Here is a 19,576-nt window from a genome sequence, read left to right as displayed (position 1 = left end):
CACACCTATTTCTTTTCTTAACATTCCCCATTTCTTCCTCCACCGTATTTATTTCTTTCTCCACATCATCTGTTTCTTGCTCAATATCACGTATCCCTTGCTGTATATCACCTGTTCCTTGCTCCACATCATCCGACAAAATTTAACATTCTTTAACATACTTTAACAATTCTAACTAACTATCCTTTAATGATTTGGTTATTTTTGATTAACCATAAATTAAACCTCACATCATGAAAAATTATTGCCGCATCAACAACCTGGTAGGCTTTCTCCTTTTTGGAATTGCCAGCTTTGTGTATTGGCTGACGATGGAACCGACCGTCAGTTTCTGGGATTGTGGAGAGTTCATTGCCGCCAGTGCTAAAATTCAGGTAGGTCACCAACCGGGAGCCCCATTGTTCTTAATGATCGGCAAATTATTCTCCTTACTCGCCATGGGCAATACTGCGAAAATCGCTTATTGGGTAAATTTCAGCTCGGTACTATTTAGTGGAGCCACCATTATGTTCCTTTACTGGACCATCACTGCGATGGCCTCCAAACTATATTCCAAAGAAAAAACCAAACTGGAAATGCTCGGCGTAATTGCTGCAGGTGCTGTAGGCGCTTTAGCCTATACTTTTTCCGATACTTTTTGGTTTTCAGCGGTAGAATCAGAGGTATATGCCTTATCTACCCTCTTCACAGCCATAGTATTCTGGGCGATATTGAAATGGGAAAAAAGTATGGACAACCGCTGGCTGGTTTTCATTTCTTTTCTTGTGGGCTTATCCATCGGTGCACACCTATTAAGTTTACTCACCATTCCTGCCATTGTATTGGTTTATTATTTCAAGACCACAAAAAAAGTCAGCTGGTTCGGCACTTTAAAAGCCTTTGCTATTGCCTGTCTGATTGTAGGCTTTGTCCAAATTGTGATCGTACAATACCTGGTCCTGATCGCTGCTAAATTCGATCTTTTCTTTGTCAACACGCTAGGATTTAATTTCGGTTATGGCGTTATAGCCTTTATTTTACTATTGATCGGTTCGATCAGTTATGGCATTTATTACTCCATCCAACATCGTAAACCGAATTTAAACCTGAGCTTAATTTGTCTGGCCTTTATTATTTTCGGCTTCAGTTCCTATTTCGTCATCTTAATCCGGGCGAATGCCAAGCCAAGTATCAACCTGTCAAATCCCGACAACCCATTTTCCCTATACAGTTACCTCGGCCGAACCAATTATGGTGAAACCCCATTACTGTATGGAAAAACCTTTGATGCCAAGCAAACCGACTTTAAAGAAACCGGTACACAATACCGTAAAGGCAGCGCTAAATATGAGGAATCGGGAAAATCCTTTAAAGTTGAATACGACAAAAACATGCTTTTCCCAAGGATGTACAGTGGGAAACCCAATCATGAAAATTTCTACCAGCAATGGATGGGAATGGAAAAAGGGCAATCGCCAACCATGGCCGACAACCTCAGCTTTTTCAGTTCTTATCAGGTAGGTTTCATGTATCTGCGTTATTTCTTCTGGAACTTTGTTGGCCGTCAAAATGACATTCAGGGGCATGGTAATCTGGAAGATGGCAACTGGTTATCAGGGATTAAGCCTTTAGATGCCATCAGACTGGGTTCACAAGCAAAACTACCTCCATCTATACAAGAAAATAAAGGTCACAATCTGCTCTTTGGCTTACCTTTCCTGTTGGGAATGGCTGGATTGATCTTTCTCTATAGAAAAGACAAACAGGCAACTTTAGTCATTGGGACTTTATTCTTTTTCACCGGCCTGGCCATCATTCTCTATTTAAATCAGGACCCGCTGCAGCCAAGAGAACGCGATTATGCGTATGTCGGCTCTTTTTATGCCTTCTGCATCTTTATTGGCTTCGGCATATTGGCCATCAAAGAATTGCTGTCGCGCTTTATGCCTCAAAAAATGAGTCTGATGGCTGCCGCGCTAACCGGATTACTCATTGCGCCTACTTTAATGGCGACACAAGGCTGGGATGATCATGACCGTTCCGGCAAAACCACAGCAAGAGACTGGGCGGCAAACTACCTGAATTCCTGTGCGCCAAACGCGATTTTATTTACCAATGCAGATAATGATACTTATCCATTATGGTATGCACAGGAGGTCGAAGGCATCAGAACTGATGTCCGCGTGATTTGCATCCAATTCTTAAGCGATGGCGATTTCATCAATCAATTGAAAAGAGCGCAGAACAAATCCGCCGCACTGCCTATTACGATGGCTCCTGAGAAATACCAGCAAGGTGTACGTGATTATATTCCTTATGTGGATTACGGCATCACCGATAGTGTGGAATTAAAAGAACTGTTAACCGTACTGACTTCCGACAATAAGGAGGATAAATTACAGATGAGTGATGGATCTTTTGAAAATATTCTGCCGACTAAGCAACTTAAAATGAGTATTGATGCTGATCAGCTGGTCAAAACAAATACCATTAAAGCAGCAGATAAAGACAAAGCTGCTGCCCGCATGGAATGGAAAGTTGATAAGAGCTTTATCGGTAAAGCGGATCTGGCGATGTATGATATCCTGGTACACAATAACTGGGAAAGACCGATATATTTCGCCACTTCCGTATCTCCGGATACCTATATTGGCTTAGAAAAATACCTGTATTTAGAAGGTTATGCTTACCGTTTATTGCCATTAAAAACAGATCCTAAAGATGAACGTGATAAATCACAGGTGACCAATACAACAGTGATGTACGACAATGTGATGAATAAAATGAGCTTTTCTGGCTTTAAAACTGCAAAATACCTGGATATTGAAAGCAGATCCATTGCAGAAACTACATGGACTTTTCATAATACATTGGCTACTAACCTGATCTTGGCGGGTAAACCTGAACGGGCGATGGCGGTCATGAAAAAAACTACTAAAGAACTGCCTTTGAAAACCTATTCTATCCAGGATACCATTAACAGGTTCAACAGCATCAGGATTTTTTATGAGCTTAAAGATGTACAGCAGGCTAGTCTAATGGCTAAACAAACGCTTTCCTTTTTAGATCTGGAACTGCAATATATCGCTTCACTGGAACCAGAACAACAAAGAAGGCGCTTAAGAGACATACAGCTGGGCTTATCTATCATCAATGGATTGGAAGAGATGAGCAGGGACCACCAGCAGCTGGAGCTCAGCAAGGAACTCAAAACAAAATACCATCATTATGAAAGCCTATTTACGAGCTCTATTGGCTAATTGCTCCCCAGGTTTCTAAAACAAATCCATACGATTAAAATAGAAAACGCCCCAAAAATCCAGACGATTTTTGGGGCGTTTTCCTAAAATAACCCAATAGGAATTAACGAACAGCTATTTATTTGGCTGAGGTGTCATTCGTAAATAAGGCTTAATTTCTTTATATCCTTTTGGGAATTTTGCAGGAATATCTTCAGTTTTGATGCTGTTCATGACTACTACATCATCACCATCTTTCCAATCTGCTGGCGTAGCAACACTGTATTTAGCGGTGAGCTGTAAAGAATCAATGACTCTCAATACTTCATCAAAGTTCCTTCCGGTAGAAGCTGGGTAAGTCAGCATCAATTTCACTTTTTTATCTGGCGAAATCACAAATAAAGAACGCACAGTTAAAGTTTCCGAAGCATTTGGGTGGATCATATCATAAAGATCTGCGATCTTTTTATCTTCATCCGCAATGATTGGGAACTCTACATTGGTATTTTGTGTTTCATTGATATCCTTGATCCATCCTTTATGTGATTCTGCTGAATCTACGCTTAAGGCCAGTACTTTTACATTTCTTTTTTCGAATTCACCTTTTAGAGAAGCGGTACGACCAAGTTCAGTGGTACATACCGGAGTATAATCCGCCGGATGAGAGAATAAAACACCCCAGCTATCTCCTAAGAATTCATAAAAATCGATGTTCCCGATGGAAGTTTCTGCTTTAAAGTTGGGCGCTACGTCCCCTATTCTTAAACTCATAATTGTGTGGTTTTAGGGTATAAATTATAATATCTACAAATTTAGTATACTTTTTAGAATAATTGTGGGTCTTTTGTAATTTCTCCATTTTTCCCGCCTAAGAAATTAATTTCCGGAAGGTCACTGCCTAAATGCTTGTTAAATGCTTTGATGGTATAATTGGCAAGAATTGGTGTATCTTTTTCATCGTGCTGATGCAAAAAGAAGTAAACATTTTCTAGCCCCTCACCTAGCCATACTTTAAGACGCTTGACCCATTCATCAATTCTGGCTTCATCTGAGGCTTTAAAATCTGCGCCATTCCCTACAAATCGAATGAACACTTCTGGGATCGTCAGTTCCATGTGGATCACGTCCCTTCTGCCGCTGGCATCGGTAATTGCAGCTCCCTTATTTAAGCTGGCCAGCATTTCAAAAAGCGGTTTTCGGTTACTTTCAATTGAAAACCATTCTGGATTTCTAAGCTCTACGAACATGGATAAATCTGCGGGCAGCGATTCGAGATAGGCTTGTAAGACTTCTTTATTTTTCGGTCCAAAATTATCTCCCATCTGAAGAAAGCAAGGTCCGAGGTATTCCCCAAATTCTGAGATACCAGAGAGGAAAATATCCGTAGCCGCCTCTGCCCCTTTTAGCCTTTTTAAATGGCTGATCGATTGAGAAAACTTCGGACAAAAAAGAAAACCATGCTTAGCATTCAAAGCGGCCTTTTCTTTCCATTTCCGGATTTGTTCAGGTTTCGGCAAACTATAGAAAACAGCATTCAGTTCTATTGCATTAAAATGCTTCACATATTCATCCAGGAAATTGGCTTCTTTAGTTTTGGCTGGATAAATCATATTCAACCATTCTTTTCTACCCCATTTTGCACAGCCCACATAAAAAGCTGGTGTTTTTAAGGCCGGTTTACCGGGCAAAGTCAGCGCAGTTTGCTGGCCATCCGCCGGCAATGTAAAATCTATCGTTTGAAGTTCATCCGCTGCAACCTTTCCAAAATCCATGTTTTCCTAATTAGGCCTTCGTTCTTAAATTAATTCCGCTTTAAGTATAAAACTAGGAATTTTTAAGAAAGAACTCAGAAAAAATGACTTAAAAAAAGAAGACCCTATAGCGAGATCAGCGATAGGGTCTTTCCAATGATTGATAAAGAAAATTTCTATTTGTATACTTTGATCATGAACACATAATCCTGTATTTTCTGCACCTGCTTGTTTCTGCTCAGGCCTTGCAAAGAATTTCTTTTATTAAAAGCGACTTTTTTACCTAAAGAATCATTAGGAATAGAGTTTAAAGCCTCTTGAATATATTTTGATTTAATGGCAAACGTAGCCCCATCTACTTGTTTTTCTTTCGCTGAGATGACTCCGATGATGTTACCCTGATGGTCTAATAAAGGACCACCACTATTCCCCGGATTTACAGGAATAGCCACCTGATATTGTGTGGTATCGCCATTATAACCTGTTTTTGAGCTCACGTAACCTTCGCCAAATACGGCATCATCTTTAGGGAAACCCAAAGTATATACCACATCTCCCATGCCTATTCCACTTTGTTTCAATCGGTAAGGAAGGTTAGAAAGCGGGCTGAAGGAGCGATCTGTAATTTTTAAAATGGCCAGGTCATATTGAGAATCTGTTCTGACTACTTTAGCTTTATATGAATCCCCTTTACTGTCCTGAACATATACAGAATCAGCGCCATCTACCACATGCAGATTGGTTAGCAAATAACCGTTGGCAGTTAATGCAAAGCCTGTTCCTCCAAAATTGGCAGGTTTCACATTTTTAGGTGTATTTTTAGAATTGATAATTCTGATCAGGCTGCTTTGAGAATTTTTAATCTTCGTCAATTCCCTGCTCACCAGCTCTACGCTACCAATTTGTTTGGTGTTTTGCTGGATAGAGTAAACGGTTACAATCGTTAACAGGATGAAAGAAGCGGCAACGGCGATCGCTGCTTTATTTTTTCTCCATAAGTTAATGATACGGGAAGGATGAGGTCTTAACGTTTCTGTTAAGCGCTCCACGTCAATTTCTGCATGGGCGCGATCCATTTTCGCTTTTAAATCCATCTTATTTGCATACTCTCCTAAAGAATCCAGAAAAACCTTATGCGCAACTACTTTATGATCCACCGTTGGATCATTCTTGCGAAGCTGCTCAAAAGCTACTCTTTCTGTCTCAGAAAGTTTGCCATTTAAATAATCTTCAATTATACCCTCTAACTCAATCTCGTTTCTCATATCACCTTTAAACTTGAAAAAACAATTTCTTCAGCCGTTGTAAGCATTTATATTTTTGAGTCTTGGCATTATCCGTATTGGTATAGCCAAATTTCTCACAAATTTCCTGCATAGACAGACCGTTGATGTAAAAATCCTGAATAATGGTTTTGCAGGGTTCACCAAGATGAAGAAGCGCATCGTTCATTTTATCAAACTGCTGATCTTTTTCTTCATGATGCTCCAAATCTACCTCTACTGCCATGATATCCTCAAAATCCGAGATGTTATTGGTTTTCCGGCTTTCCTGGGAAAGTTTCTTCAACCAAATCCTTCTGCAAACTGAGTATATATAGGTCTTTAGCTTACTGCTCAATTCAAAATTTCCGCCTTTTATTTTATTGTATAATACGATGATTCCTTCCTGATACACGTCTTTTGCATCATCCTCATCACCGTTATTATTCAGGATAAACTGCAATACCATCGGAAAATATCCGGTGTACAGTTTATTTAGCGTATCTTCCGAGTCATTTAGTATCCCTAAAACTACCTCTCTATCTGTTGGAACTGAACTGCTTAACTTATTACTCACCAATTAATACATTTATACGTGAATGGTAACCCAATGTTAACCAAAAAAAAATACTTTTTTCTGATCTTTCCCTAATACCTTAACATAACGTCTGAAGATCCAAATTCGTCAAATAAAAATATTTTATTTTTTTTTGGATTGAGCGGGTTACCTTTTAATCTTTCAGGTATTAATCTGCAAAATTAATTAATTATTTAAAATAGACTTATAATGAAAAACGCATTTAAATTAGGCTTTGCAGCTTTAGCAATCACTTTATCAGTAGCAGCTTGTTCATCAGAAAAAAAAGGTGAATCAACTGATACTACATTAACTGATTCAGGTGCTGTTGTTACTACAGTTGATACTAACGTTGTTGATTCTACAGTAAAAGATACTACTGTAAAAACTACTACTGTTGCTACTGACACTGTAACTAAAAAATAAGCTCAAAAGGCTAATCAAAAAAGGTGCTGGAGAAATCCAGCACCTTTTTTGTTGCATTTATATTTTTACTGCCGCTATATTCCGCAGAAATCCCCAAACCCTCCATTCATTTTCAGGATAAAAAGACCAGGTAGTGTTCGGGAAGGGTTCGGGAAGAGAAGGGCCTTATAATAGCTATCGGAAGGGGGTCGGTTAGGGTTCACTAGGGTTAGGTTAGTCTCTGCTACCCAGCCCCTATCCGAACCTCTCCCAGCCCCTATAAAAATTCAGGTCTCTTCCCGAGCTTTCCTTTTCTGCATCCGAAACCAATAAATGCCCACTTTCTCCCTGATTCCAGGCCTTGAAAAATAAATTTGAAAAAAATAAAAATAAATTGGATTACCTGGGTTACCTTTTCGGATATAGGGTATTAATCTACAAAATTGATTATTTAACATTTAAACAAAATATAATGAAAAACGCATTTAAATTAGGTTTCGCAGCATTAGCAATCACTTTATCAGTAGCAGCTTGTTCATCAGAGAAAAAAGGTGAATCAACTGACACTACATTAACTGACTCAGGTGCTGTTGTAACTACAGTTGATACTAACGTTGTTGATTCTACAGTAAAAGATACAGTTGTTAAAACTACTACTGAAGTTGCTAAACCAGCTGCTCACTAGTTTTAATTAACTCCACAAAAAAAGGCTTTGGACTATTCCAAAGCCTTTTTTTGTGCCCTGAACTTCAATTAGCGCGCCTTCCATTCCCAAAAACGGCTAATAATACGTAACTTCGCGGCTATAAACAATCTTAATATCCATGAATTTATCACCATTACAAGCTATATCTCCAATAGATGGCCGTTATAGAAATACAACTGAAAGCCTGTCTAAGTACTTTTCTGAATCTGCCTTAATTAAATACAGGGTATATGTGGAAGTAGAGTATTTCATTTCACTATGTGAAATCGGACTACCTGGATTAGCGAAATTTGATAAATCCAATTATAGTAAACTGCGTCTGATTCATGAGCAATTCTCAGATGTACATGCGCAGGAAATTAAAGACACGGAGAAAGTAACCAACCATGATGTGAAGGCGGTTGAGTATTTCATCAAAAAACAATTTGACGATTTAGGCTTCCAGGATTACAAAGAATTCATCCATTTTGGATTGACTTCTCAGGACATCAACAACACTGCAATTCCTTACACCTTTAAGCTGGCCTTAAACGAAGTATATTATCCTAATATCAGCAATTTAATCAGCAAGATTAAAGAACTGGCCACAGAGTGGAAAGATGTTCCATTATTGGCATTTACGCATGGACAACCTGCTTCACCTACTAAATTGGGTAAAGAATTCCTGGTATTTGCAGAACGTTTAGAAATTCAGTTAAACAACTTAAAAAACATCCCTAACAGCGCAAAATTTGGCGGTGCTACAGGTAATTTCAACGCACACCACATTGCTTATCCAAATGTAAACTGGGTAGATTTTTCTAACCACTTCGTGAACGAAGTATTGGGATTAACACGTGCACAGCATACTACACAGATTGAACATTACGATCAGTTTGCAGCACAATGTGATGCTTTGAAACGCATCAATAACATCATTATCGATCTTGATCGTGACATCTGGGCATACATCTCTAAAAACTACTTCAAACAAAGAATTAAAGAAGGAGAAGTAGGTTCATCGGCCATGCCGCATAAAGTAAACCCGATTGATTTTGAAAATGCAGAAGGAAATGCAGGATTGGCAAATGCTTTATTCGAATTCTTAGCTGCAAAATTACCCATCTCCCGTTTACAAAGAGACTTGACCGATTCTACAGTATTGAGAAATGTAGGTGTTCCTATGGCACATACCGTAATTGCCATGGTTTCTACGCTTAAAGGTTTAAACAAAATCATCCTGAACAATGATGCGATTGCAGCTGACCTGGAAAACAACTGGGCAGTGGTTGCAGAAGCGATTCAAACCGTGTTGAGAAGAGAGGCTTACCCGAACCCTTACGAGGCTTTAAAAGACCTGACACGCACCAATCAAAAGATCACAGCAGACACGATGGCCACCTTTATTGATGGTTTAGCGGTAAACGACACGATAAAAGCAGAATTAAAGAAAATTACCCCATTTAACTACACAGGTGTCTTCTAGGAATTAATGACCTAAAACAGACATCGATACCGTAATTTGCAGCTTTGAATTATTTATTTTTGTAAGAAAAAAAGACAATGACGATCAACGTATATACAGAACAAACCCCTAACCCTGCCACCATGAAATTCATGGTCAATAAATTATTGATCAACGGCAGTGAAGATTTTGCGACTAAAGAGAGTGCTGAGCTATCTCCTTTTGCAAAGGAACTGTTCAAGTTCAACTTTGTAAACGGCGTTTTTTTTGCGAGTAACTTTGTCACCATTACCAAGACGGAAGATGCAGAATGGGCTGATATTGAGCCAATCCTGAAAGAATTCGTAAAAGGTGCAGTAGAATCAGAATATAAAATCAAAGAAGAAACTGACGAAGCTGCTCCAGCATTCACTGGAACGGATATCGAAATCAAAATCCAGCAAATCCTGCACGACTACGTTCGTCCGGCAGTAGAGCAGGATGGTGGTGCAATCAGCTATAAATCATTTGACGAAGGTGTGGTTACTGTAGAGCTTAGAGGTTCATGCAGTGGATGTCCATCTTCTACCATTACGTTAAAATCTGGTATCCAGAATTTATTACAGCGTATGGTTCCTGAAGTGAAAGAAGTAGTATCTGAAGCTTTATAAGCCCTAAAAGCATATACGAGAAAAGGCCTTGATTGATAAAATCAAGGCCTTTTTCTATATAAGTATTTTTAAAATGATCCTGTGTTAGAAGTATCGGTCCATAATCGCCAGCAACTCTCCATCAATATGGCCATTCGTTGCCAGGATCTCACGCTGCTGAATATACTCGGTACCGCCAGAGAAATTAAGGATATTCCCTCCTGCCTGCTGCACCAGGTAAGCACCTGCAGCAACATCCCAGGAATTCAGGTTGTATTCAAAAAAGCCATCAAACCTACCGCAAGCCACATAAGCTAAATCAGTAGCCGCTGAACCAATCCTTCTTAAACCATGACAGCTGCGCATCATTTCTGATAACAATTGCATATAGGCCTCCTGTTTGTCGAACTGATAGTATGGAAAACCGGTTCCTATCAGCGTTTCGCTTAAAGCAGTACGTCTAGATACCGATATTTCCTTGTTGTTCAGGTAAGCAGCCCCGCCTTTGTAAGTAGAAAACATCTCTCCCCTATTGATTTCATAAACGACACCAATTACCGGCTGTCCATCCTCATAAAGCGCAATGCTGATCGCATACGTTGGCAAGCCATGGATAAAGTTTGTGGTCCCGTCTAAAGGGTCGATAATCCAGTTGAAAACTGAACCAGTAGTATTCATGGTCTCCTCCTCTGTGATAAAGCCCGCCTCTGGAATCAATTTTACCAGATTCCTAACCAATTGCTTTTCGGCATTTTTATCGACATAAGAGACCAGGTCGTTCAAACCTTTAATTTCTACCGCATTCGCGTCAAAATTCATAGACTCCTTGCGGATAAAATTGCCGGTTAAACGGGCTATAGCTACAACTTTAGAACAAAGTAATTCGTAATTCAAATCTTAAATTTTAATAGTTCGCAAGCTTTTCTTTATTCTTCACAGAATACAGAACCAGCAGTAAACCGGATAGAAATAATATGCTGGAAATCAATTCTGCCTGAGTAAAGCGGATGCCAGCTACATCGTATTTGGTATTGACACGGATCAATTCGACAAAAAATCTTTCCAGGCCATTCAACATCAGGTAAATTCCAAACATCATACCAGGAACTTTAATTCTGGTGCGGACTTTCCAAAGGATTAAGAATAAGATAAAGCAAACGATCACCTCATAAATTGGGGTTGGATATACCGGATTGGCCAGTTCATGGCAGAATTTACCCACACAGCCAGGGATTGGAATCCCTTCATTTGCCACGTTATTAGGATAAGTATAGGCCCATAACCAATCTGGCAGCCAGCTTACTGGTTTAGGATTCAGGTTGTCAATTCCCCAATCTCCATCTCCCGACATCTGGCAGCCGATACGACCAACTGCATAAGCCAGCATCATTCCCGGACCACCAATGTCAAGCATGTGCAAGACCTTAATATTGTTCTTTTTAGCAATATATAATACCGCAGCACCACCGCAAATCAAGCCGCCATAAAAGGTCAATCCACTGAAAGATAGCAATCCACCAATTGGGTCTTGTACAAACGTATCCCAATGCTCCAGGTTATCAAATATTTTCGCGCCAAGGAATCCCCATACGGCTGCCCAGACAATCATATTGCCCATCAGCTCATAAGGATGCTGGATCACTTCTACCGTTTTTGGTGCCGGTAATTTAACCCTGTTTTTCTCTTTATGATCCCAGTAGGCGAATAGGCCTGCAAAGAACAGACCGCCTAAAATACTGCCTTTTGTAGATAGCAATACCGTTTGGGCATCGCTCACAAACAGCTTATAATTCAATAATGCGTAAACCAGTTTATATCCAATCAGGAAGCCAAAAACACCGTTATAGAATAGTTCTAAGGTAGTAGCAGGTTTTCCTACAGTAATGTATTTCTTGATCGGATGGATGATCCCCAAGGCTTCTTTACGTTTAAATTCTTCTGTAAATGCCCAGTAACCTGCAATGAAAGCTAAAGCTACAAAAACACCGAAGGTATTGAAAGGAAGGGGTATCTGAACACCGAAAAGATATTCTATAAAATGGGATACAGTTGGAAACATACTTTTAGAAAGGTTTTTATGCGAATATAAGATTAATGAGCTAAAACTTCTTCGCTTTCTGCAACTTCTACCTCACCATCAGCAGTAAGTTCAAGCAATTTCACTCTTTTAATCTCATTCACCATCACCGGGTCGTATTTTGCTTTTACTTTCACATAGTTTTTAGTGAAACCATGCATGAAACCATCTTTCTGATCGTCTTCAAAAAGCACTTCGCCTACGGTACCAATCTGTGATTGATAGAAAGCTCTGCGTTTTTTATCCGATAAGATGTGGAGCATTTTACTGCGGTCGGCTCTGGTACTTCCCGCTACCACCCCTTTCATTTCTGCCGCAGCAGTTTGCTCGCGTTCAGAATAAGTAAATACGTGTAAGTAAGAAACATCCAATTCATTCAGGAACTGATAGGTATCCAGAAAATCTTCATGCGTTTCTCCAGGAAAACCTACAATCACATCTACACCGATACAGCAATTTGGAATTAATGCTTTAATTTTGGCTACGCGTTCAGTATATAGTTCTCTTTGGTAACGTCTTTTCATTAACCCCAGGATCTTGTTAGAACCAGATTGTAATGGAATATGGAAATGGGGTACAAATCTTTTTGAAGTAGCTACAAATTCAATGATCTCATTGCTGAGCAGGTTGGGTTCGATGGAAGAGATGCGGATTCTTTCGATTCCCTCTACTTCATCCAGGGCTTTTACCAGGTCGAAGAATTTATCTTCTCTCTGGCCATCTCTGATCCCGAAATCGCCCAGGTTTACACCGGTAAGCACGATTTCTTTCACACCGCTTTCCGCGATTTGTGTGGCTCTGTTGACTACGTTTTCGATGGTATCACTCCGACTGCCGCCACGTGCCAAAGGAATGGTACAATAAGTACAAGGATAATCACAGCCGTCCTGAACTTTCAGGAAAGTACGCGTTCTGTCCCCTATCGAATAAGCCGCAATAAAATTATGGTTTACTTTTTCTATGTTTTGCTGATGAATAACGGCCTTTGGTAGTTTCGTCAGATCAGAGATATATTCTACAATACGGAATTTCTCTGCAGCACCCAATACCATATCCACGCCTTCAATTTCGGCAATTTCTACTGGTTTCAGCTGTGCATAACATCCTACAATCGTCACATAAGCATTCGGAGCATATTTCAGGGCCTCTTTAACTACCTTGCGGCATTTCTTATCCGCATGCTCCGTTACAGAGCAGGTATTGATTACATATACATCCGCCCCAGCTGTAAAATCCACCACCGCGTATCCGGCATCGGTAAATAACCTTCCTATTGTTGAAGTTTCTGAAAAATTTAACTTACAACCTAGTGTATAAAATGCAACCTTCTTCATTTAGCCCTTATAAAATTTCTTTGAGAATGCGCAAAGATAAGGTTTTAGCTGAGATTATTCCTCATTCCAGCGGTAACTATCCTGACGAAGACCGGCAAGGTCGATGACCCGGCTAACGACCGTTTGTGCGACCTCTTCGATGGTTTTTGGCAGGGAATAAAACGAGGGGCTTGCCGGACAAATGATGCCGCCAGCTTCGGTTACAATTTTCAGATTATTGATGTGAATGAGGCTGAAAGGCGTATCACGCACTACAGCGATCAATTTCCTGCGTTCTTTTAAGACTACATCGGCTGCTCTGCTGATGAGGTCGTTGGAGATGCCATGAGCGATTCTGCCAAGGGTTCCCATCGAACATGGAATGATAATCATAGTGTCAAATTTTGCGGAACCCGAAGCGAAAGGCGCATTGAAGTCCATTTTCGGATAGAATTTGTAAGGGTAGCGATCGTAGTCTTCGTTGCCGAGTTCAAAGCGCCATACTTCCTTCGCATTGTCGGACATCACTACAGCGACCGTCTCGATCTGATCAGAAAGGGACATTAAATTATCAAGCAGTAGTTTCGCGTAGATGGAGCCGCTGGCTCCGGTAATGGCAACAATGATTTTCTTCTTATCCATAGCAGCTGCAAAGATAAAGTTAAAACAAATACGATGTATGGAATGAGTGTAGATGGAAAAACAACCAAAAACCGACGTAAAAAAAAAGGATCGGAAATAAATTTCCGACCCTACATCTACCTATGAAAAACATACCCTCGAAAGGGTAAGCTCAAATGTAATTAACTTTTTGGTTAAATGAAAGTTTAAACTCACTTTTTTATGGCATAATCTTCTTTAGAAATGATTGAAGCCAGTTATTTTACGATAAAAAGATCTTTATCACTCATATCCTGCCAGTTAGCTCCAGCTTCTTTTTGCTTTAAGCGCAACGATATTGCCTTTCCCTGTTCTTGCTTAGCGTAGATTTTGATTGGGTGATATCCAGCTTTAAGTTTTACAGTAGTGCTGATTTCTTTTCTCGGCGAATAGTCATAATCGGCATCCAGCAATTCCGCTTCATGCAAACGCAGATAAGCTTTTCCATTACTTGCTAAGGAGAAGCTATACTCACCGTCTCTCGGCGCTTTAAACCAAGCTTCATACAACATCATCCCAGAAAGTTTAGGGGTTTTATGATTTTCCAGGCTTGTAGTCGTTCCTTTTTGCAATGGAATTCTTCCTTTTTCAGTAACCACCCATGAGAAATCGCCTTTAAAGAACTTCCAGTTGATGCCTGCCGTTAGATTTCCTATTGGATTTAAGCCTGGAATCAACGCTGTATCATAAGGACGAGGGGCTTCGGCATCTACCTTTCTGCCTTGTAAAACTTTCGCCTTCATTTTTTCCTGCAGACTGCGATAAGCCACATCTCCACCTAGATTAGTCTTTTCTTTTGGGTCTTTGACCACATCATAGATTTCGAAATCATCATCAGCAGATTTGATGTTATAGCGTACGCCGGCCAGATCTCCAATACGGATCATTTGCATCTGGTTGCGTTTCCTGCCCCTTCTGCTGGCTTCAAATTCTTTGAAATCCGGCGTATTTCCTCCTTCTGTATATTCTATATATACCTGTCCTTGCTCCTGTTTGCCCTTCCCTATTAAGGTTGGCAGCAACGAAATGCCATCTAACCTTGCTGGCGCAGGGATATTGGCAGCTTCGGCAAAAGTAGGCATCCAGTCAGATAGCATACTAGGTAAGGCAATGGTTTGCCCGGGATTAATCTTTGAAGGCCAGCGCGCCAATACAGGCATTCTCAATCCACCTTCCCAAACGTCTCTTTTGATTCCATCAAAAGGACCGAAACTTCCAAAAAACTCAGGGCTGTTGGGTACATACCCTTTTGGTAGGTAAGATTCTATAGAAGGACCATTATCAGAACTGAAAACCACCAGTGTATTTTCATCGATCTTCAGGTCTTTTAAAAGTTGTATCACATCGCCGATCGCATCATCAATTCTTCGGTTGGCAGTAGCATAACGCTTATATGTATCTGGCCAGGGCTTTTCAGGAGTATTCAGGTTTTGATCATCATCATAAGTCGCGTTTGCATAATCGGGATGCACATAGGTATCAATTTCACCAGAGGCAGTGTTGATCATCGCCCCCTTTTTCCCTGTCCACTGTACACCTCCTTTTAATCCAGCACCTGCAGGGTAAGCCTGAGTTGGCAATTCTAAAACCGCATGTGGCGCATCATAGGCCAGAAACATAAAAAAGGGTTGTTTTGCTGATTTACCCTGCTCATGTGCTACGATCCATTTCTTCGCATAAGCGGTCCATAAATCTGTCGTATAGCTTTTACTTAGGTCGGCAGCCACATTGGTATAGTTGTCATACACTTCTTTTTTACCTCTGTAAAGGCCTTCAAAAGGATAATGCTCGTGTCCGTCTGCATGTCTCATATAACCAAAGAACTGATCGAATCCTCGTTTTGAAGGATGAGCAGGCCAGTTCGGCTCCTCTTTTGTTTCTCCTTGCAAGCCCCATTTACCTATTGCAGCGGTGGCATATCCTGCACTTTTCAGCATATTGGCTATAGTATGGTTATTTTCAATTTGCTTATCAAACTGATTGTCTCTGACACTCGCATTTCCCTGATTCATGCCCGTCATAAAAGAGGCACGAGAAGGTGCACATACGGGGGCATTGCTATATTGGTTTGTGAATTTCGCTCCGGAAGCAGCCATCTGGTCCAGATTAGGCGTCAATTGGTAAGGCAGGTTTTTATGATCTTTACGTTGGTTTTGAAAGAAAACACCAAGATCTCCGTAACCCATGTCGTCCGTTAAAATAAAAATGATATTTGGCGCAGCAGACTTTTTTGAAGGCTCAACCTTTTGTGAAGCTACTCTTCTTTGCGGGTTGCCACGCATTGCTAGGTTTAACTGTTTTTCTTTTTTTTGTTGATTCTGAGCTTTAACGCTTGTTGGAATAACTGCAATAGGAAGCATAAAGACCATTATTGTGGTCCTCCAGGTTCTTTTCATCATGTTGGTTCAGGTTGTTGTTGTGTGTTTAAAACCAAAGTTATCAGTTTTTATGAAATATGGTTTATTCTAAACTAATTATCCTGAGTTCGTTATACCTGATGTTTGACCCTGCTTTATCAGCTCAGGCCATTCAGCAATATTGGCGTTAATTTGTGTATTGTTGATATTACAAGGTATTTATGAAAGATTTTTATAAATTTAGCCTGACCTAACCAAATTTTATGAAGCCACAATTACTCAAAGTTTCAAACAACCTTGTGAATTCATTTAGTGCAAGGAGAGACAAAGTCCCTTACATCAACAACCGCTGGCATTACCATGCAGAAGTGGAATTGATCTATTTTAAGAAAGGAAATGGCACCCAATTTATTGGCGACAGTATCAAGCGTTTCAGATCTGGAGACGTGGTATTGATCGGTGCACACCTCCCCCATTACTGGAGATTCGACGACAGCTATTTCTTAGCAGATGAACAGGAAAATGCAGACGTTGTTGTGGTTCATTTCTGTGAAAACTTCTGGGGAAATCATTTCTTAAACCTACCGGAAAACAAGGCCTTAAAGCTAATTCTCGAGAAAGCACAGCGAGGAATTCAAATTTCAGACAAAGCGAAAAAAGTAATCGGGGAGATCATTGAATCCATTTTACTCTCTGAAGGATCCAAGCGGATTATTCTTTTAATGGAGGCATTGCTGGCCATTGAAAACTGCTCGCAGCATGAATTACTATCTTCGATTGGCTTCCGACATGATTTCGAGGAGATTGAAAACGACCGCATCAACGCGATTTACAATTATTCACTGGCAAACTTCAAAAGAAAAATCCAGATGGAAGAAATGGCTGCTGTGGCCAACATCAGTCCGAATTCATTTTGCCGGTACTTTAAGTCAAGAACGCGAAAAACTTACACCCAGTTTATCTCTGAAATCAGAGTGGGTCATGCTTGCAAATTGCTGATTGAGGACAGCATGAATGTAAAGCAGATCTGCTATGAAAGTGGATTTCACAACTTTGCCAGCTTTCACAAACACTTTAAAATCATTACCGGAAAGAGTCCGTTAAATTATCAGAAATCTTATCTGCAGAAATAAAACTCTGATCTGCATCAGTCACAGCTGAAGATTAAAAAGGTAAAAAACAGCACCAGTAATACATTAAACAACCACAAATTATCACACGCTTAACACGCAAAAACAAAAGAAACCAATCAATTCTATGAACAAAAAGACCTTACTGTCTGCCTTATTTCTTGGTCTGTCTTTAACAGCCAGCAATGCACAGGAGAACAGATCAAAAGAAAAAACTGCTGCCAACACCAAAAAAATGGAATGGTTTACCGATGCCAAACTTGGAATATTTATCCATTGGGGTGTTTATTCGGTAAATGGGATTTCAGAATCCTGGGCATTTTTCAACAACTACATCAACCACGATAATTATATGAAACAATTGGATGGCTTTAATGCCTCCAAATATCAACCTGAAGAATGGGTAAAGCTGATTAAAGAAAGTGGTGCCAAATATTCGGTCATCACCACAAAACACCATGACGGCGTTTCTTTATGGGACACGAAAGCACCAAATGCCACCACTACTATTAAACATAGCGCCGCAAAAAAAGACTTGATTAGTCCCTTTGTGAAGGCATTAAAAGCTTCTGGATTAAAAACCGGCCTTTATTTCTCTTTACCGGACTGGAGTTACAACGACTATGATGTGTTTACCAGAGAACATAAAAGGTATCAATTGAAAGAAGCACCTAAAAGATGGAATACTTTTCTTAACTACTACCAGCAGCAGCTCAATGAGCTTTCTGCGAACTTCAAACCGGATTTGATTTGGTTTGATGGGGATTGGGAACACAATGGCGAAGAATGGCAGGCGCAAAAAGTGCTTAAAAACCTACGCAGTTACAATTCAGACATTATCATCAATTCACGCCTGAACCACCATGGTGATTATGAAACCCCGGAACAGGGTATTCCAGTGGTAAAACCAGCGGGAGATTACTGGGAATTGTGCTATACGATTAATGATTCCTGGGGTTATCAGCCTTACGACAACAAGTATAAATCACCAAACATGATCATACGCACCTTAGTAGATTGTATCAGTATGGGTGGAAATTTGCTGCTGGATATCGGTCCTAAAGCTGATGGAACAATTCCGCAGCAGCAAGTAGCCGTATTAAAAGGTCTTGCCAGATGGACCAGCAAACATGGAGAAGCGATCTACGGTACACGCTCAGGAATTCCTGCGGAACATTTCAATGGAAAAACCAGTCTTTCTAAAGACAGGAAAACCCTATATCTGTATGCGGATTGGGTACCTAATGATGGAATATTCAACTTAAACGGGGTACTTTCCAAAGTGAAGTCGGCGAAAATTGTGGGCAGTACTGAATTGTTGAGCTATAAAAAAGACGGCAATAACCTGACCTTAAAAATCCCTGAAAACGCAGCAGATCAAGATGTCACTGTGATTGCGATTCAATTCAATGAACCGATCAGATTGGCAGAAAAAACTGCGGTAATTACTGCAATAGCTCCTCAAAAAAACAGCAATGATCAGGAACAGATTTCACAAATTGCCAGTGCCATTCATGATGGGAATAACCCTTTCTTAACTACAAAACTAACCGTAGATGGATTGGGAATGGAAGCAGAAAAGAAAACCTTATCTCCTGCCCTTTACAACTGGATCACTAAAAATTCAGAAAGCTTGTACAAAACCACCAAAGGACTTCCTGAAGGACATTATCAGGGAAAGAGTGCTTTATCTGCCGATAGGCAAACCTTATTCCTATTTGTAGAGGGTAAACCAACAGGCCCGATTGCTTTAAAAGGCATCAAAAATAAGATCAGCAGAATCAGAATTGTGGGAGAAGGAACCATGATGGAACCAGAAATCTACAATAAATTATATTGGAGTTCAGTTCCTGGAATTGTTTACATTCCTGTTCCTGAAGACCGACTGGATAAAAATCTAACTGTAATTGCCGTGTTGTTAGACGGTCCAGTAGACTTATACCGCGAAAAAGTAGGTGCCATAGAAAGTAACCTGTAAAATAATAAAGGCCCCCTGCATCGAAATATTTTTCCTGGTGCAGGGGACTTTTAAAGCAGAATGGTCACC

16 protein-coding genes are annotated in these 19,576 nt (G+C 40.2%); 7 read left to right on the top strand and 9 right to left on the bottom strand.

Annotation, left to right across the window (positions count from 1 at the left end; translation table 11 throughout):
• The first annotated feature begins 233 nt into the window (after window positions 1–233).
• Complete coding sequence (locus K7X70_RS07025; RefSeq protein ID WP_222536370.1) at window positions 234–3,239, top strand: glycosyltransferase family 117 protein; 3,006 nt, start codon at window positions 234–236, stop codon at window positions 3,237–3,239.
• A gap of 114 nt (window positions 3,240–3,353) precedes the next feature.
• Here the strand turns inward: K7X70_RS07025 and K7X70_RS07020 are convergent, their stop codons facing one another.
• The 4 genes from K7X70_RS07020 to K7X70_RS07005 form a co-directional block, all read right to left on the bottom strand.
• Window positions 3,354–3,989 carry a peroxiredoxin gene (locus tag K7X70_RS07020; RefSeq protein WP_222536369.1) on the bottom strand — a complete coding sequence of 212 codons (636 nt, stop codon included), beginning with the start codon at window positions 3,987–3,989 and terminating at the stop codon, window positions 3,354–3,356.
• A gap of 53 nt (window positions 3,990–4,042) precedes the next feature.
• Complete coding sequence (locus K7X70_RS07015; RefSeq protein ID WP_222536368.1) at window positions 4,043–4,990, bottom strand: DUF72 domain-containing protein; 948 nt, start codon at window positions 4,988–4,990, stop codon at window positions 4,043–4,045.
• Window positions 4,991–5,145: 155 nt separating this feature from the next.
• Window positions 5,146–6,234, bottom strand: a complete 1,089-nt coding sequence (locus tag K7X70_RS07010; protein ID WP_222536367.1) for a S1C family serine protease — start codon at window positions 6,232–6,234, stop codon at window positions 5,146–5,148.
• Between the two features lie 7 nt (window positions 6,235–6,241).
• Window positions 6,242–6,808 carry an RNA polymerase sigma factor gene (locus K7X70_RS07005; protein ID WP_222536366.1) on the bottom strand — a complete coding sequence of 189 codons (567 nt, stop codon included), beginning with the start codon at window positions 6,806–6,808 and terminating at the stop codon, window positions 6,242–6,244.
• Window positions 6,809–7,018: 210 nt separating this feature from the next.
• Here K7X70_RS07005 and K7X70_RS07000 point away from each other — a divergent pair, with 210 nt between their 5' ends.
• From K7X70_RS07000 to K7X70_RS06985, 4 genes are all read left to right on the top strand, one after another.
• Window positions 7,019–7,234: a hypothetical protein gene (locus K7X70_RS07000; RefSeq protein WP_062547488.1), complete on the top strand. Its 216-nt coding sequence runs from the start codon at window positions 7,019–7,021 to the stop codon at window positions 7,232–7,234.
• Between the two features lie 340 nt (window positions 7,235–7,574).
• A complete protein-coding gene (locus K7X70_RS06995) occupies window positions 7,575–7,898 on the top strand; it encodes a hypothetical protein (RefSeq protein ID WP_255606953.1) in 324 nt (107 codons plus the stop codon).
• A gap of 139 nt (window positions 7,899–8,037) precedes the next feature.
• Window positions 8,038–9,384 carry an adenylosuccinate lyase gene (gene purB, locus K7X70_RS06990; RefSeq protein ID WP_222536365.1) on the top strand — a complete coding sequence of 449 codons (1,347 nt, stop codon included), beginning with the start codon at window positions 8,038–8,040 and terminating at the stop codon, window positions 9,382–9,384.
• A 77-nt stretch (window positions 9,385–9,461) separates the two neighbouring features.
• Window positions 9,462–10,013 (top strand): NifU family protein, encoded by a 552-nt coding sequence (locus tag K7X70_RS06985; RefSeq protein ID WP_062547486.1) that lies wholly within the window; start codon window positions 9,462–9,464, stop codon window positions 10,011–10,013.
• An 84-nt stretch (window positions 10,014–10,097) separates the two neighbouring features.
• Here K7X70_RS06985 and K7X70_RS06980 read toward each other — a convergent pair whose 3' ends face one another.
• The 5 genes from K7X70_RS06980 to K7X70_RS06960 form a co-directional block, all read right to left on the bottom strand.
• Complete coding sequence (locus tag K7X70_RS06980) at window positions 10,098–10,886, bottom strand: inositol monophosphatase family protein (RefSeq protein ID WP_222536364.1); 789 nt, start codon at window positions 10,884–10,886, stop codon at window positions 10,098–10,100.
• 10 nt (window positions 10,887–10,896) lie between these two features.
• Window positions 10,897–12,051, bottom strand: a complete 1,155-nt coding sequence (locus K7X70_RS06975; protein WP_222536363.1) for a prolipoprotein diacylglyceryl transferase — start codon at window positions 12,049–12,051, stop codon at window positions 10,897–10,899.
• 32 nt (window positions 12,052–12,083) lie between these two features.
• Window positions 12,084–13,403: a tRNA (N(6)-L-threonylcarbamoyladenosine(37)-C(2))-methylthiotransferase MtaB gene (gene mtaB / locus K7X70_RS06970; protein WP_222536362.1), complete on the bottom strand. Its 1,320-nt coding sequence runs from the start codon at window positions 13,401–13,403 to the stop codon at window positions 12,084–12,086.
• A gap of 54 nt (window positions 13,404–13,457) precedes the next feature.
• A complete protein-coding gene (locus K7X70_RS06965) occupies window positions 13,458–14,024 on the bottom strand; it encodes a UbiX family flavin prenyltransferase (protein ID WP_222536361.1) in 567 nt (188 codons plus the stop codon).
• Between the two features lie 236 nt (window positions 14,025–14,260).
• Complete coding sequence (locus K7X70_RS06960) at window positions 14,261–16,441, bottom strand: sulfatase-like hydrolase/transferase (RefSeq protein WP_222536360.1); 2,181 nt, start codon at window positions 16,439–16,441, stop codon at window positions 14,261–14,263.
• Between the two features lie 221 nt (window positions 16,442–16,662).
• Between K7X70_RS06960 and K7X70_RS06955 the strand changes: the two genes are divergently transcribed.
• The gene (locus K7X70_RS06955) at window positions 16,663–17,532 is read left to right on the top strand and encodes an AraC family transcriptional regulator (protein ID WP_222536359.1); all 870 of its coding nucleotides are present in this window, start codon (window positions 16,663–16,665) and stop codon (window positions 17,530–17,532) included.
• Window positions 17,533–17,656: 124 nt separating this feature from the next.
• Window positions 17,657–19,507, top strand: coding sequence for an alpha-L-fucosidase (locus K7X70_RS06950; protein WP_222536358.1), 1,851 nt, complete (start codon window positions 17,657–17,659; stop codon window positions 19,505–19,507).
• Window positions 19,508–19,576: the final 69 nt, after the last annotated feature.

It is taken from the genome of Pedobacter polysacchareus (genome assembly GCF_019802255.1).
Lineage (GTDB): Bacteria > Bacteroidota > Bacteroidia > Sphingobacteriales > Sphingobacteriaceae > Pedobacter > Pedobacter polysacchareus.
The sequence above is the reverse complement of the archived record's forward strand: the minus strand, read 5'-3'. Positions and strand labels throughout refer to the sequence as shown.